16 protein-coding genes are annotated in these 15,157 nt (G+C 71.0%); 6 read left to right on the forward strand and 10 right to left on the reverse strand.

Annotation, left to right across the window (positions count from 1 at the left end):
• Nucleotides 1–525 carry a dihydrofolate reductase family protein gene (locus ACWED2_RS12015; protein ID WP_449690459.1) on the forward strand — a complete coding sequence of 175 codons (525 nt, stop codon included), beginning with the start codon at nucleotides 1–3 and terminating at the stop codon, nucleotides 523–525.
• Nucleotides 526–824: 299 nt separating this feature from the next.
• Here ACWED2_RS12015 and ACWED2_RS12020 read toward each other — a convergent pair whose 3' ends face one another.
• The gene (locus tag ACWED2_RS12020; protein WP_449690460.1) at nucleotides 825–1,256 is read right to left on the reverse strand and encodes a nitroreductase/quinone reductase family protein; all 432 of its coding nucleotides are present in this window, start codon (nucleotides 1,254–1,256) and stop codon (nucleotides 825–827) included.
• Nucleotides 1,257–1,435: 179 nt separating this feature from the next.
• Here ACWED2_RS12020 and ACWED2_RS12025 point away from each other — a divergent pair, with 179 nt between their 5' ends.
• From ACWED2_RS12025 to ACWED2_RS12035, 3 genes are all read left to right on the forward strand, one after another.
• Complete coding sequence (locus ACWED2_RS12025) at nucleotides 1,436–2,992, forward strand: sensor histidine kinase (protein WP_449690461.1); 1,557 nt, start codon at nucleotides 1,436–1,438, stop codon at nucleotides 2,990–2,992.
• A 4-nt stretch (nucleotides 2,993–2,996) separates the two neighbouring features.
• A complete protein-coding gene (locus ACWED2_RS12030; protein WP_449690462.1) occupies nucleotides 2,997–3,650 on the forward strand; it encodes a response regulator in 654 nt (217 codons plus the stop codon).
• 125 nt (nucleotides 3,651–3,775) lie between these two features.
• Nucleotides 3,776–4,657, forward strand: a complete 882-nt coding sequence (locus ACWED2_RS12035; RefSeq protein WP_449690463.1) for a S1 family peptidase — start codon at nucleotides 3,776–3,778, stop codon at nucleotides 4,655–4,657.
• A 91-nt stretch (nucleotides 4,658–4,748) separates the two neighbouring features.
• Here the strand turns inward: ACWED2_RS12035 and ACWED2_RS12040 are convergent, their stop codons facing one another.
• From ACWED2_RS12040 to ACWED2_RS12080, 9 genes are all read right to left on the reverse strand, one after another.
• Complete coding sequence (locus tag ACWED2_RS12040; protein ID WP_449690464.1) at nucleotides 4,749–5,660, reverse strand: LLM class F420-dependent oxidoreductase; 912 nt, start codon at nucleotides 5,658–5,660, stop codon at nucleotides 4,749–4,751.
• A gap of 17 nt (nucleotides 5,661–5,677) precedes the next feature.
• Complete coding sequence (locus ACWED2_RS12045) at nucleotides 5,678–7,243, reverse strand: APC family permease (RefSeq protein WP_449690465.1); 1,566 nt, start codon at nucleotides 7,241–7,243, stop codon at nucleotides 5,678–5,680.
• A 165-nt stretch (nucleotides 7,244–7,408) separates the two neighbouring features.
• Nucleotides 7,409–8,704 (reverse strand): flavin monoamine oxidase family protein, encoded by a 1,296-nt coding sequence (locus ACWED2_RS12050; protein WP_449690466.1) that lies wholly within the window; start codon nucleotides 8,702–8,704, stop codon nucleotides 7,409–7,411.
• Nucleotides 8,701–9,006, reverse strand: a complete 306-nt coding sequence (locus ACWED2_RS12055; RefSeq protein ID WP_449690467.1) for a hypothetical protein — start codon at nucleotides 9,004–9,006, stop codon at nucleotides 8,701–8,703. The genes ACWED2_RS12050 and ACWED2_RS12055 overlap by 4 nt, the downstream gene beginning before the upstream one ends.
• Nucleotides 9,007–9,047: 41 nt before the next feature.
• Nucleotides 9,048–9,446, reverse strand: coding sequence for a carboxymuconolactone decarboxylase family protein (locus ACWED2_RS12060; protein ID WP_449690468.1), 399 nt, complete (start codon nucleotides 9,444–9,446; stop codon nucleotides 9,048–9,050).
• Nucleotides 9,443–9,760 carry an NIPSNAP family protein gene (locus tag ACWED2_RS12065; RefSeq protein ID WP_449690469.1) on the reverse strand — a complete coding sequence of 106 codons (318 nt, stop codon included), beginning with the start codon at nucleotides 9,758–9,760 and terminating at the stop codon, nucleotides 9,443–9,445. Before ACWED2_RS12065 ends, ACWED2_RS12060 begins: the two co-directional genes overlap by 4 nt.
• A complete protein-coding gene (locus tag ACWED2_RS12070; RefSeq protein WP_449690470.1) occupies nucleotides 9,757–10,425 on the reverse strand; it encodes a DsbA family oxidoreductase in 669 nt (222 codons plus the stop codon). Before ACWED2_RS12070 ends, ACWED2_RS12065 begins: the two co-directional genes overlap by 4 nt.
• A gap of 10 nt (nucleotides 10,426–10,435) precedes the next feature.
• Nucleotides 10,436–11,062, reverse strand: coding sequence for an NAD(P)H:quinone oxidoreductase (gene wrbA, locus ACWED2_RS12075; protein ID WP_449690471.1), 627 nt, complete (start codon nucleotides 11,060–11,062; stop codon nucleotides 10,436–10,438).
• Between the two features lie 30 nt (nucleotides 11,063–11,092).
• Nucleotides 11,093–12,571, reverse strand: coding sequence for an aldehyde dehydrogenase family protein (locus ACWED2_RS12080; RefSeq protein ID WP_449690472.1), 1,479 nt, complete (start codon nucleotides 12,569–12,571; stop codon nucleotides 11,093–11,095).
• Nucleotides 12,572–12,702: 131 nt separating this feature from the next.
• On the opposite strand from ACWED2_RS12080, the gene ACWED2_RS12085 reads away from it, so the two are divergent.
• Nucleotides 12,703–13,413: an IclR family transcriptional regulator gene (locus ACWED2_RS12085; RefSeq protein ID WP_449690473.1), complete on the forward strand. Its 711-nt coding sequence runs from the start codon at nucleotides 12,703–12,705 to the stop codon at nucleotides 13,411–13,413.
• Nucleotides 13,414–13,584: 171 nt separating this feature from the next.
• Complete coding sequence (locus tag ACWED2_RS12090) at nucleotides 13,585–15,135, forward strand: acetolactate synthase large subunit (RefSeq protein ID WP_449690474.1); 1,551 nt, start codon at nucleotides 13,585–13,587, stop codon at nucleotides 15,133–15,135.
• Nucleotides 15,136–15,157: the final 22 nt, after the last annotated feature.

The raw sequence follows: 15,157 nt of genomic DNA on the forward strand, positions 1-15,157 counted from the left end.
ATGCGGACCATCGTCGCCAGCCTGTTCACCTCCCTCGACGGAGTCACCGACGAGCCCGGCCAGTGGCACTTCCCGTACTGGAGCGACGAGATGGCCAAGGACGTGGAAGCCACCATGTCCGGCGCCGACACCATGCTCCTGGGCCGCAAGACCTACGAAGGCTTTGCCGCCTCCTGGCCCGACCGCGCCGACGAGGGCGCCGAGTTCATGAACAACATCACCAAGTACGTCGTCTCCTCCACCCTGGCGAAGGCGGACTGGAACAACACCACTGTCATCACCCGCGACCAGGTCGCCGACCTGAAAGCCCGCGACGGCGGCACCATCATGATCTCGGGCAGCGTCAGCCTCGTCCGCTCACTGCTAGTCGCGGACCAACTCGACGAACTGCACCTGCTCGTACACCCGATCGTGCTCGGCAAGGGCGCCCGGCTGTTCGACGACATCGGCACCGAACTGCCCCTGACGCTCACCGAGTCCAGGACGTTCAGCACCGGTGTGCTCGCCCTGACCTACACCCGCTGATCGAGCGTTGGGGGACCGGACACGTCCGTACGGTCATCTTCCCGACCGGTTCGGGCTGCGCTGCGCTCGGTCCGTGACGCCCTTGTCCGTTATGCTGCAACGAATCCAGACGATTCTGGGCCACGCTCTTACCCGTCCGGTACGTTCCCGAGCCCCACGTCGAGCAGCGGACTGCGCGCATGAGGTTCTGCCTTTCCACGCGGCCGGAAAGGGCCGTTCGTGAGATCAGTGGGTGAAGCGGGGTGTGCGTCGGATGCCGGGTGCCGGGGCCCGCGTGAATGCGGGCCCCGGCGCGGCGATCACTCCGGTGTGCGCGTCGGGACGAAGACCGGGATCAGCCGGTCGGTCTTCTTCTCGAAGTCGGCGTAGTCGGGCGCTGCTTCGACCGCGCGTTCGTCGCCCTCGATCTCGCGGGCCACGCAGTCGTGCTTCTCCGTGCCGTCCTGCAGCTCGACGTGCGGGTCCTTGCGCGGGTTGTGGACCCACACCGGGTTTTGCGGCGCGCCGGCGCGCGAGCCGACCACGGCGTACTCGCCGTTGTGCTCGACCCGCATCAGCGGGGTCTTGCGCAGCTTGCCGGTCTTGGCGCCGCCTGCTTGCGGGCGAAATCGGACGGACTCGGCGCATAGTCTCCGCTCAATGGCATTACGCCAGGCTCCTGGTGCTGAGAGGGTCGCGTGAAGCGTCCTGTCGCTGGTGGTCGACGCCCGGGTGTAGCGGGTCAGCGCCACGGAAGCCGGTCTCCAGCAGGTGCGCCGGCCGCAGCGTGACCCGCTCCCGCTGCCCCGTTCCGACTGGCGGTGTGCCTGCCTGCGGGACCCTGGCTCGTGCGATCGAGATCGGTCCCGAGCGTGCGTTCCCATCCCGGATCCGGCGAACCGCCGGTGGCGTGCGGTACGTGGAACCGGGTATGACCGGCTTCCCTCTCTCGCCCGGTGCACTCCGGCTCACCTCACGAGCGGCGGCTTGCGGCCCGGAACTGGCCTCGCTGGTCTTCGTCGGCGGGGTCACTTACCTGGCCACGCGGTACATCACCGTGGCCTGGAGTCCTACCCCCTGGGAACAACCCGACGCCGGGATGCTCGTCGCGGGTGCCGCGATCGTGCTCGCCGCAGCCCGCCGCCGGTTCCCGGTGCTCGCGCTTCTCGCTGCCGGGCTGCTGGTGGGGTGGTACCCGGCTGCCGGAGTCGCGCTTGCGGTTACGTCCTACGGCGTGGCCGCACGAACCCGGTCCGCCCGGTCGCGGGGTACCGCGCTGGCCGTGGCCGCGCTGATCCCCGTCACGATCGGAGTGATCGGGTCGCACTTCCAGTGGCAGATCGCACTCGGCGGGTTCGGGCTCATCGCGGTGCTGTGCGTCGTCGGGCCCACCGTCGTGCAGGTGCTTCTCGCCCAGCGGGAACGGCTGATCGACGTCCTCCGGCAACAGACCCGGCTCGCCGCATCGGCTGCCCGGCTCCAGGAGCGGTCCCGCATCGCGCAGGAGATGCACGACCTGCTCGGACACCGCCTCAGCCTCATCTCCCTCTACGCCGGCAGTCTCGAGCTCGATGCGGGACGCCCGGTGGAGGCCACCGAGCCGGCCCGGCTGATCCGGGACACCGTGCAGATCGCGATGGACGAGCTGCGCGCGACATTGGGCATCCTGCGGCAGGGGGAAGCCCGCGCGACCCAGCCGATCGACCACACCGGCACCCACTCCGACGTCCGCCGGCTCGTCCGCCAAGCCCAGGCCGGCGGCACCGACGTCGGCCTGACCTGGCACGGCGACGACCTGACCGACAGCACACCGCCGGTCCGGCAAGCGGTGCACCGGATCGTGCGGGAAGGCCTGACCAACCTCCACCGGCACGCGCCCGGCGCGCAAGCCCACGTCATCGTGGACCGCGGACCGGCCCGGATCCGCGTGCAGATCGTCGACGACGGCCGCGGTGGCACCGGCGCAACAGGCTCCGGCCTCGGCCTGGTCGGCGTCGCCGAACGGGTCCGGCTGCTGGGCGGCACCCTCACCGCCGGTCCCCTGCCGAACCGCGGATTCCGGCTGGCGGCCGAAGTGCCGCTGGCCGTCACCCCACCCGGCGCCGGCCGCGCCGAACCCGAAACCGGCGAGGAACCGGACGACCGCTGGGCCCGCCTCGGCCAGGCGGTGGTGCTGGCCACGGGCCTGGCCGGGGCAGTCGCGATCCTGGTGGTCGTGTTCTCCATGCTCTCCTACGCACCGGGCATGGACGACCGGTTCGACTCGATCGGTATCGGCGCCACCCGCGGCCAGGTCACCGACTCGGTCGGCCCGGACGACTCCCTGGCCCACCGGGCCGCGCGCGGCGCGGAACCTCCCGCGTTGCCGGGCGCGGACTGTTCGTACACCTTCACTTACACCGGAGACGACTCCACGATGATCGAACGCTACTGCTTCCGTTCCGACGTCCTGGTCGACAAGACCCGGTTCCCCCTGCCGGCGGTCTGACGCCGTGGACCGCATCCGCGTCCTGCTCGCCGACGACGAGCACCTGCTCCGCGCCGGGATCCGCCTCGTCCTGCGGCACGCCGAAGACATCGAGGTCGTCGCCGAAGCAGGCGACGGCGGCGAAGCGGTCGACCTCGCCTGCCGCCTGCCACTCGACGTGGCGCTCGTCGACATCCGCATGCCCGGCGTCGACGGCCTCGCCACGCTCGAGCAGCTGACCCGGCTCGCACCGGCGGTCAAAGTCGTCATGCTCACCACGTTCGGCGAGCCCGGCTACATCACGCGGGCCCTGCGCGCCGGCGCGGCCGGGTTCCTCCTCAAAGACACCGGTCCGCAGGAGCTCATCCAGGCGGTGCGAGCCGCTGCCCGCGGCGGCGCCGTCCTGTCGCCGCGGATCACCAAGGACCTCATCGACCGGTACGTCGCCACCGACAACAGCGAGGCGTGCCGGCTCGTGAGCACGCTGACGGACCGGGAGCGGGACATCCTGATCCAGCTCGGACTCGGCCGGTCGAACGCCGAAATCGCCCGGCAGCTCTTCATGGGCGAGGGCACCGTCAAGACCCACGTCAGCCGGATCCTCGGAAAACTGGGCTGCGACAACCGGGTACGCGCAGCGATCATCTCGCACGAGGCAGGCATCCTGCCGGCTACTTGATCCGAGACGGTCGGGGGCTTGACACGAGCCGACCGTCTCGGCAACGCCGAAACCCTGAACTCGGCGGCAGGGCGCCCCGTGGAGCCGGGTGAGAACCCCGATCCCCGAGCACGGAGGTGTGCGAAATGCCTTCCCGGCACCGAAAGCCGAGCCGAATCAAACTCTTCGCGGCGGCCGCCGCCATCGTGGCGGCCGCCACGGCCGCCATCGCCATCCCCCATGCGGACGCAGCCGGCACCAAGCCCGCGGACAGCGGCACCGCGGCACGCGCCATGACCGGCACCGCCTGGTCGATCGACGCGGACACCGGGCAAACCGTCGTCACGGCCGACAGCACCGTCCAGGGCGAGAAGTGGGACCGTCTCATGGCCGCCACCCGCGGGCAGCAATTCCGGGTCGAGCGAACCCCCGGAGTCCTCCAGCTGTTCGCGGGCGGCGGCGACGCCATCTTCACCGGCCGGGCCCGGTGCTCCCTCGGGTTCAACGTGACCACGAGCGACGGGAACCCCGGCATCCTCACCGCAGGCCACTGCGCCACCGCCGGACGGCAATGGTCCCTGACACCGGGCGGTCGATCGATCGCCACCGTCCAGCAGGCGAAGTTCCCCGGCACCGGCGACTTCTCCCTGCTCACCTACAACAACACCGCGACCGAGGCACCCAGCGTCGTCGACGTCGGCGGCGGCCGGACGATCGCCATCACCAAGGCCGCCGCGGCGAAGGTCGATCAGCAGGTACTCCGGATGGGCAGCACCACCGGCCTGCACCAGGGCCGCGTCACCTCGCTGAACGCCACGGTCAACTACCCCGAAGGCCGGGTCACCGGGCTCATCCGGACCACGGTGTGCGCCGAGGGCGGCGACAGCGGCGGACCGCTGTTCACCCGCGACGGCGCCGCCATCGGCATCACCTCCGGCGGCTCCGGCAACTGCCGAACCGGCGGCGTGACGTTCTTCCAGCCGGTGACCACCGCCCTCCTCGCCCTCGGAGCCGGCATCGGCGGCTGACTCCGCCACCAACCTGCGCACGGGGGTGCGCGGCCCGTGCGGTGCACCGGGGATCTCCAGCACCGCACGGGTCTTCCGCGAACGCTCGGGCTCAACCGAATTCGGGGGCGATCTCAGCGGCGAAGGCGCCGATGGAATCCGTTACCACGTTCGGGTCGGCGGTGTTGACCGCGAGGACGAGGTGCCCGACGCCGGCATCTCGCCACTCTCCGACCATCTCGGTGATCTGTTCCGGTGTCCCCCGCAGCCGGAACCGGCTGCCCAGGGAGGTGTTGTAGTCGGGATTCGCTGCAGTGCCCGGCATTTCCAGGTCGCACCGAACCGACACCACGAGCGCCCGGCCGTCGCGACCGGCCGCTTCCGCGAAGTCCCGGACGCGGTGGATCGCCTCACGGAGTCCCTCGGTGGGACGGCGGAACAGGTGCCAGCCATCCCCGAACGTCGCGGCTCGTCTCATCGCGGCACGGCTTGAGCCGCCGATCCAGATCGGTGGGTGCGGGCGCTGGACCGGTGCCGGGCTGAACTCCAGCCCGGCGAACCGGTGGAAGCGGCCGGAAAAAGCGGGTCGCGGCGTCGCCCACAGCGCTTTGAGCACTCGAAGAGCTTCGTCCGTCCGCGCGCCGCGAGTGTCGTATTCGACGCCCAGCGCGTCGAATTCCTCGCGGATGACTCCCACCCCGACCCCGGCCGTGAGCCGTCCGCCGGAGAGCACGTCGAGGGTGGCGAGTTCCTTGGCGAGCAGGACCGGGTGGTGGTACGGCAGCACGAGCACCGAGGTCCCGAGCCGCACCGTCGTGGTGACCGCGGCGACCGCGGCCAAGATCGGCAGCGGCGCGTAGTAGGGGCGCCCGCCGAGCCGGCCGGCGAGGTAGCCCGCGTGGAACACGTGCTGGCTCACCCACACCGACTCGTACCCGAGCCGCTCGCTCAGCCGTGCCACGTCGAGGAGGTCCTCGACGTGGCGCCACCCGTGGTTGCTGGGCAGGTGCACTCCGAAGCGCATGGACGCCGGCTCCGGTGCTATGCCGGCTTCCCGGCCGGGTCCGCTTCCGGCTGTTCCGATTCACCCGGCGAGGTCGCCTGCCCCTCGTCGGACGGAAGCGCCGGCGTGTCTTCCCGCCACGCGAACTCGCGGTCGCGGTCCTGCCACAGCCGGCGCAGCAGGAAGAGGGGGATGCAGACGAACAGCAGCACCAGCGAGATCAGGGTCTCCTTGAGCCCGCCGCGGCCGGCCAGGTCGGGGTTGGTGATCCCGACCGCGGCGACGACGAGGTCGAAGACGCCCAGCGCGATCGCGACCACACCCCACTTCCGGGACAGGCGGTACGGCCGCGGCCACTCCGGCCGGTCACGGCGCAGCAGCACATACGCCCAGCACGCCAGGCCACAGCAGATGAAGTACCCGAGGTTGCTCGCCGCGACGATCGCCACCGTGTTACCCACCAGGAACAGGATGAGCAGGTTGACGACGAGGTCGGCACCCAGCGCCCGGCCCGGCATGCCGTAACTGTTCAAAGTGGACAGTTGCTTCACGGTCAGGTCGCTGCGGGAGATCCCGAGCAGCGCCCGCCCGGCCTGGGCGCTCGTGCCGACCAGGGTGACCCACAGCCCGATCGCGACGACCGCGACCACCAGGGACGAACTACCCGGCCACAGGAAGTTCATGACGTCGACGGCGTAACCGTTCGGGTTGTCGCCGATGGCCTTCTCCCCCAGCGTGCCGGAGACGACGAACGGGACGATGGTGAACACGCCGATCATCAGCATCGCGCACACCCGGATCGCCTTGGGGCAGTCCGTACCCGGGCTGCGGTACTCGGGCGCGAACAGCGACGGTCCCTCCACCGCGTAGGTCGTCCAGCCCGCGAGGTACAGCAGCACCAGCGCGAGCTTCGGGTCGTCGAGCCGCCAGGTCAGGCCGGACAGCGACCACTTGCCCTCGAGGAACGGCAGCACCACCATGATCGCGACGAAGACGGTGAAGATGATCACGCCCAGCGAGGTGACCCGGGCGGCGGGCCGGATGCCGAAGATGTTGAGCAGGAAGACGCTCACCAGCGCCGCCGCCCCCAGCACGTGCGGGAGCCCGACGTGGACGCCGAGGACGTCGACGCCCCAGGTCTGCGTCGGGAACCACTGCGCCTGCACGACCTGGCCGAAGATCAGCGCGATGGCCGCCTGCACCAGGGAGTAGCCCAGCCAGTAGCCCCACGACACGATCGGCCCGACGAACACCGTGTACCGGCGCAGCCCCTCGTTGGCATAGGCGGCGACGCCGCCGGCCATGTTCGGGAACATCGTCGCCATTTCGGCGTAGAGGAACGCCTGCGCGGTCGCGACGAGCATCGAAACCGCCCAGATCGCGATCACGGCCCAGGCGCCGACCAGTCCGATCATGTAACCGACCGTGGTGAAGACGCCCAGAATTGTCGTCAAACCCAGAAAGGCGCCGGACTTCCAGGTCAGAACTCGGGGAAGACGATGGGTAGGGACGGTCATGCGACAACTCCCTGAGGACTGGCGAATTGCTGATGAACGATAATCGAACGCTGAGTGCGCGTTGCGTACACAGCATGCGGCGGGCATCAGACCATGTCAAGGGTGGTCGACGCACGATTCGAAGGCTTTTGTTAAGTGCAGGAAAACAGAAAAGCCGGTTGGTGCGCCGTGAGCACGACACACCAACCGGCGTTCCGCCGAATATTTTCCGTTCAGGCCGCGATGAGACGAATTCCTGACCGCGGCAGGCCGTTACAGGACACGTTCACGCAGTGTCCTCGCCGCGCGCATCGCGCTTTCGATCGCCCCGTCGATGAAACTGCACCAGCCGTGGGCGTAGTCGGCGCCCGCGAAGGTGACGCGGCCGGGCATCGTGGCGAGCGCCTGGACCCCTTCGAGCTGGTTCGGCCGCAGCATCGCCCAGGTCTGCCGGGCGTACGGATCCCCGACCCAGTCGTGGCTGGCGAAGTCGGTGACTTCGATCCCGGGCACCAGCCTGCGCACGTACTGGTTGACCGTTTCGAGATCGGTGACCGGGAACTTCCGGGCGTCGGTGCCGAAGGAGAACGCGGTGAACTCGCCGCCGTCGCCGAACGCGTGCTCCCACTGGATGAGCGCGAGGGGCTCGTCGCTCGGGGCCATCGCGATGAACGGCCGGTCGGTTCCCCGCGCCCGCACCCACAGCTTGAACCCCTGCGAACTCTGCCCGTCGGCCACGACCTGCTGGGCCGGGCGTGGCAGGGCTGAAGTGAGCTCGATGCTCCCGAGCACGCCGAGGGGCGCCGTCACCACGCACGCCCTGGCCGCGATCTCGCGCCCGTCGGCGGTCGTCACCACGACGCCGTCGGGTCGCTCGTCGATGCGTGCCACGTGGACACCGAGCTCGACGTCGCCGGAGACGTCCGCCCTGATCGCGTTCGCCAGGGACACCGTGCCGTCGCGGAACCGCCAGTGGGAGCAGATGTCCAGCAGCAGCTGCCAGTCCCCGTTGCTCACCGCACCCCACCGCAACGCCTGCGTGAGCGCCCCGGTGGCGGCCGGCGCGTTGAAGTTCTGGCTCCACATCGCGTCGCAGAGGGCGTAGGCCTCGTCGTCCAGGTCGAGCTCGGCGAGCCGGTCGGCGATCGACAGCCGGTCGAGGTCCCGCCAGCCGTCGCCGGCGGTCGGTTCGTACGGGCGTTTGAACACCTCCATGCAGTCCTCCATGGACCGGCGCATGCCGTCGTTCATCCGCTCGATCAGGTCGGCCGCGCTGCCGCTGCGCCGGGCGCCGCCCACCAGCCAGTGCGCGGTGTCCGGCCACGCTGTTTCGGCGATCGGCAGCTTGTACCGGGTCACCTCCGACCACACGTGCCCCTGCATCCAGTGGATCCACCCGCCACCCATCTCGAGCTGCTCGCCCATCCGGGTGTCGGTCCACGTGCGGCCGCCGATCCGGTCGCGGCCCTCGAGCACGGCCACCCGCGCGCCCATCCACCCGAGTTCCCGCGCGACGGTCAGCCCGGCGAACCCGGCCCCGACGACTACGACGTCGACGTCGTGGTTCACGGGCCGGTCACCTCGTCCGGCATGCTCGAAGCCTCGACCTGGACGTCCTCCAGCAGTTCGGCCATCGCGAGGAACTCCGGGATGTCGCCCGCGCCCGCGTTGGCGCGCTCGGCGGCCGCGGCGCTCCGGTAGATCCAGACGTCGGTCCACGTGCCGTCGGCGTGCTCGGCCAGCACCGGCGCGCCGATGAGGTCCGGATGAGCTCTGCGGACCGCCGCGATGGCTTCGGGCCGGCGCGCGAGGAAGGCCGGTTGCTGTCCCTCCTTCACTCGGAACTTGACGAACTCGACACAATTCGGCATCCGGGACTCCTTCGGGTTCGGTGGATTATGGACGGTCGCCCTCAGGGCTGCACCTGGGCGGACGGTTCGAGTGCTTCGGCGTTCACCACTTCGCGCCACGCGTCGAAGCCGTGCTGGAAGGCGACGACACCCGCCTCCGGGAGGGCGATCTCGATCGCTTCGAGGATCTCCTGCGGCTCGACGCCCAGCCCGAGGGCGACCCGGATGTGGCTCTGGATGTGCGCCTTGTCCGCGCGCAGGACGGTCAGGCTCAGGACGAACAGGAGCTCCTTGGTCCGGCGGTCCAGCCGGCGCTGCGCGAGGTACGCCGCGCCGACGAGGTTGTCGGCGGCCTGCAGCACCGGGAAGTCGTTGGCCGCCATGACCTTGTGGTAGTCGAGCACGTACCCGCGTTTCGCGACCATTTCGTCGAGGTAGCGCTGGGCGGCGGTAGGAGTCATGAGCGGCCTTCCGGGGGCGTGGCGGGGACGAGGATGCGGTTGCTCTGGGCGACGAGGAGGGCACGGACCTCGCCGCGGAAGGCGGCGAACCCGGGGTCGTCGGCGAGCCGGGCCCGCCGGACCGCCCGGTCGGCCTGATCGGTGAAGCCCCAGAGGTAGACCAGGGTGTTCAGGGCGCCGACTTCGACGGTGTGGACGCCGAGCGGGTCACCGAGGTGCGCGACCTGCGGGCCGCGGCCGAGCCGGTACCACGCGTCGAGGTACCGGCCGGCTCCGCCGGGCACGAGCAGGTAGTTGCGCTCTTCGACGATCACTTCCGGCTCCCGGCGGTCCTGGTCAGCAGCAGGCGCTCGGGCTCGTCCGGATCAGTGTGTCCGATGTGGACGAGACCGCCGTGCCAGCGGTGGTCGGTCATGCCCGGGTTGTGGGTCGTCGACCCGTCCGGCCAGAAGATCTGCGGGCTCCCCTGGATCGGGAGACCGCCGCTCGCCTGGAAGTCCTCGGCGACGTCCGCGCGCGGGTTCGTGCGCAGCCAGGCCTCCACGACCACCGCCGGGACCACGTCGGCGTTGAACCCGCTCGCGATCACCAGCGCTTCGACCAGCCCGGCCCGGATGCTGACGTCGACGCCGTCGCGGAAGAACGCCAGCCGCAGCGCGAAGTCGACGTCTTCGGCCGCGCGGGCACCGTACAGCCGCCGGGCGACGGCGACGAGCTCGAACGCGGGCAGGAAGGTGGAGGGCCAGGACTCGCCGGTGTAGACGGCGAACAGCGCCGGTTCGTGGCCGGCCAGCACCGCGGTCTCCGTGGTGACGATGTCGCGCGGCGTCCCCCGGCGGTTGACCCATTCCAGCGGCCACGCCCGGGGCACGAACACCACGTCGAGCCCGTGGGTGTCCCGGGCCCGGCGCAGGCGGTGGACGGCGACGTACGCCCACGGGCAGTGGAGGTCCGACCAGACGTCGACTTCGACGGTCATGGCACCGGTGTCACGCCGGTGCGCCCGACCGCACGGCGGTCAGGACCTCGGCGAAGCGGGCGAGGCGGCCGCCCTGGTAACGAGCGCAGTCCAGGGTGACGTCGTCGGGCATGGTGGACGGGAACCCGGCCGGCCACGACGTGCCGTAGGGGTTTCCTCCGGCCGCGTAGACGATGTCGTCGGTGTAGCCGAGCGGGAGGATGACGCTGCCCCAGTGGTAGAAGACGTTGTGGAGGGACAGGATGGTGGCTTCCTGGCCGCCGTGCCGCTCGGCCGAGGAGACGAACGTCGTGACCGGCTTGTCGGCGAGCTTTCCCTCCTGCCACAGGCTGCTCGCGGTGTCGATGAACTGCTTCAGCTGCGCGGCCGGGGCACCGTACCGGGTGGGCGTGCCGAACGCGTAGCCGTCGGCCCACTCCAGGTCGGCGAGCGTGGCCACCTCGACCTCGTCGTCGGTCTCCGCCTTGTGCCGCGCCCAGCCGGGGTTCGAGGCGATCGCCTCGGGCGGGGCGAGTTCGGCGACCCGGCGCAACCGGACCTCGGCGCCGGCCGCTTCCGCGCCGTCCCGGACGGCCTCGGCCAGGCGGTGCACCGAACCGGTGGCGCTGTAGTAGGTGACGAGAATGCGGGTGCCCATGCGGCACTCCTTTCCTTGGATGGCAGGAAGTCAGAGGACGACGGTGATCGTCTTCAGTTCGGTGTTCGCTTCGAGGCCCGCCCAGCCCAGCTCACGCCCCAGGCCACTGAGCTTCGAGCCGCCCCACGGCAGCCGGGCGTCGAGCGGCGACCAGCCGTTGACCGCGACGGCCCCGGCCCGGACCCGCGCCGCCACGGTGTGGGCCCGGCTCAGATCGGTGGTCCACAAGGTCGCGGCGAGCGCGTAGCTGCTGTCGTTGGCGATGGACACGGCCTGGTCGTCGCCGTCGAACGCGATGATCGTGCCCACCGGCCCGAAGATCTCCTCGCGGGCGATGGTCATCCCGGGTGACGCGTCGGCGAACAGGGTCGGCTCCACGAAGTAGCCGCTGCGCTCCGGCTGCCCGCCGCCGGCGACCAGCGTCGCCCCTTCGGCCCGGCCGATGCCGATGTACCGCAGGACGCGCTCGCGCTGCTCGGCGTTGATCAGCGCGCCCATCGTGGTGCCCTCGTCGAACGGGTCGCCGAGCACCAGCTTGCCGGCGTGCGCGGCGAGGCGGTCCACGAACTCGTCGTGGACGGACCGGGCGACCAGGATCCGGCTGCCGGCGGCGCAGACTTCACCCTGGTTGGCGAATATGCCGAGGGCGACCCCGGCCGCGGCCGCCTCCAGGTCGGCGTCGGCGAAGACGATCTGCGGGCTCTTGCCGCCCAGTTCCAGCGTCGTGGGCCGGAAGGTCCTCGCGGCCGCGGCGGCGACGATCCGGCCGGTTTCGGGACTCCCGGTGAAGGAGATCTTGTCGACCCCGGGGTGGTCGACGAGCGCCTGGCCGGTGGTGGCGCCGCGGCCGGGGACGACGTTGAACACCCCGGCCGGGAAGCCCGCTTCCTCGGCCAGCTGCGCCAGGAGGAGGGACGTCAGCGGCGCGTCCTCCGGCGGCTTCAGGACCACGGCGCAGCCGGCGGCCAGCGCCGGCGCGATCTTCCAGGAACCGATCATCGTCGGCGAGTTCCACGGCGTGATCGCCGCGACGACGCCGACGGGCTGCCGGACGGTGTAGCTGAGCGTGCGCCGGCCCTGGTAGCCGGACGTGGGGATCGACTGGCCGGTCAGCTTGTCCGCCCACCCGGCGTAGTACCGGAAGGTGGCCACCGCCTGGGGGAGGTCGATCACCCGGCCTTCGATGCCCGGCTTGCCCACGTCGAGGGACTCGAGATCGGCGAAGTCTTCGACTCGGTCCTCGATCCGTTGCGCGAAGTCGAGCAGCAGCCGGCCACGCGCGGCGCCGTCCAGCCGGGCCCACGCACCGCCGTCGAGCGCGGCGCGCGCGGCGGTGACGGCCTCGTCCACGGTCGCGGCGTCCGCCTCGGCCACCGTGACCAGCGGCCGCTCGGTCACCGGGTCGACGACGTCGAAGGTGTGCTGCGTGGGGTGCTGCCAGTGGCCGGCCACGAAGGGGGTCACGGGGAGGCTGCGGGCGAGGTCTTCGACAGCGGAACGTCGGGACATGTTCGATTACCGTCCTTACTGCTCGATAGTCGTACTATAGGAGCGAGGTCGGCGCCGGTCAATCACACGGGCCGCCGGCCCGCTGTGCTAAACCATCACCAGCAACCGGCCGCCGACGGAGGACCCTCACGATGAACTCGCCGAGCGGGGAGACCTCCCAGACCCTCGACCGAGGACTGACCGTGCTGAGCCTGCTGGCCGGCCACAGCGACGGGCTGACCGCGGCCGAGCTGGCCGAAGCGCTTTCCACGGCCCGGGCGGTCGTCTACCGGTTGCTGCGCACGCTCGAAGCCCACCGTCTCGTCGGCCGGATCGACACCCGGTACGTGCTGGGGATCGGCATCGCCGAGCTCGCCAGCAAACTGCGTCCCCGGCTGCAGGCCACGGTGCTGCCGATCCTGCGCCGGCTCAGCGAGGACACCGGCAGCACCGCCCTGCTGACCATCGCCGACGGCGACCAGGCGCTGATCCTGCTCACCGAGGAGCCCACGCGCAGCCTGTTCCACCTCGCCCTGCGGCAAGGTGCCCGGCACCCCCTAGACGTCGGCGCCGACGGCGTCGCCATCCTGGCCGGCCGACCGGCGAGCGCGGATGACGGCGCCGAGGTCGAACTCGCGCGCAGCCGCGGGTACGCGCTCACGACCGGCGCCCTCCAAAGCGGCGCGGTCGGCATCGCGGCCCCGATCAAGACGTCCGACTGGGCGACGGCCAGCATCGGCGTCGTGCAGCTCGGCGTCGACGTTTCGGACCCGCGGATCCCCGAGCTGGTCACCTCGGCGGCCGCCGAGGCGGCGCAGCGCCTGTCCGGCGAATTCACCACGGAGACCGCCGCCCAGTCCTAGTCACCCCAAGCCTCGTGAGTGGTAATTCGGGTTAGAACCCGAATTACCACTCACGAGGCCTTGTTGCGTCACCACACATCTCGTCCGGCGACGGGGCTTCCCCATCGCCGCGCTGACGGCTACCCTTGCCGATATCCGTACAGCTTGTTCGATAATAGAACGGGAGAAGTCGTGGCAGACGACGTCACCGGAGCCGAAGCGCTCGTCCGTGCCGCGACGCACTCCGGCGCGGAAGTGTGCTTCGCGAACCCGGGCACGACGGAAATGCCGCTGGTCGCCGCGCTGGACCGGGTGCCAGGGGTGCGCGCCGTGCTCGGGCTGCAGGAGAACGTCTGCACCGGCGCCGCCGACGGGTACGCCCGCATCGCCGGAAAGGCCGCGCTGACGCTGCTGCACCTGGGCCCCGGCCTGGCGAACGGCCTCGCGAACCTGCACAACGCGCGCCGGGCGAACACGCCGGTCGTCAACATCGTCGGCGACCACACGAGCTGGCACCTGCCCTACGACGCCCCGCTGACCTCGGACATCGCCGCCCTGGCCGCGACGGTGGGAACGGTCCACACCGTGACCGACCGCGCGAGCGTCGGCGAGGCGACCCGGACGGCGATCGACGACGCCCACCGGCTGCTGGGTGTCTCGACGGTGATCGTGCCGGCCGATCACCAGCAGCAGGCTCTGCCGGAGGAGCCCGCGAAGCCCGCGTCGGCACCGTCACGTGCCTCCGTCGGCGAGGCCACCGTCGAGAACGCCGCGGCGCGGCTGCGGGCCGCCGGCTCGCGGGCCGTGCTGCTGCTCGGCGGGAACGCCTTGAGCCGTGAAGGACAAGAGGCAGCCGGCCGCATCGCCGCGAAAACCGGGCTTTCGCTGTACAGCGAGACGTTCCCGGCCCGCGCGGAACGCGGTGGCGGCCTGCCGGCCATCGACCGGCTCCCCTACTTCCCGGAAACGGCCGCGGCGGTGTTGCGGGAGGCCGCGGCCGTGATCGTCGCGGGAGCCGAGGACCCCATCGCGTACTTCGGTTACGAAGGCGTCCCGAGCGTGCTGACCGCGCCGGGCACGCTGGTCCGGCTGGCGCGGCCGCACGAGGACGCCGAAGAGGCGTTGCTCGCGCTCGCCGACCTGCTGGGCGCCGACGCCCCGGCCGCGCCGGCCGCGGCCTTCGAGCCGCCCGGCCCGGACGAACCGTTGTCCGGCCACACCATCGGCCGCGTCGTGGCGAACTGCCTGCCCGACCACGCCATCGTGTCCGTCGAAGGCGGGACGAGCGGCTACCCGTTCTCCACCGCGTCCGCTTCGGCCGCCGCCCACACCATCCTGACCAACACCGGCGGCGCCATCGGGCAGGGCCTGCCCTGCGCGCTGGGCGCGGCCATCGCGGCACCCGACCGGCCGGTGGTCGCGCTGCAGTCCGACGGCAGCGGCCTGTACACCGCGCAGGCACTGTGGACGATGAGCCGGGAGCGGGCGAACGTCGTCGTGCTGGTCGCGGCCAACCACACCTACCAGGTGCTGCGCACCGAACTCGGCCGCCACGGCAACGACGACTTCGGGCCGCAGGCCAAGGCGTTGACCAGCCTGGCCGAGCCGCGCGTGGACTGGGTCGCGCTGGCCACCGCCTTCGGCGTACCGGCCGTCCGCGCAACCCGCGCCGGCGAGCTGCGCCGCACCTTCACCGACGCCGTCGCCTCCGGCGGCCCGCACCTGATCGAAATGGCGCTATGACCACAGTGGACATTCCCCCGGC

This window comes from Amycolatopsis sp. NPDC005003, assembly GCF_053600695.1.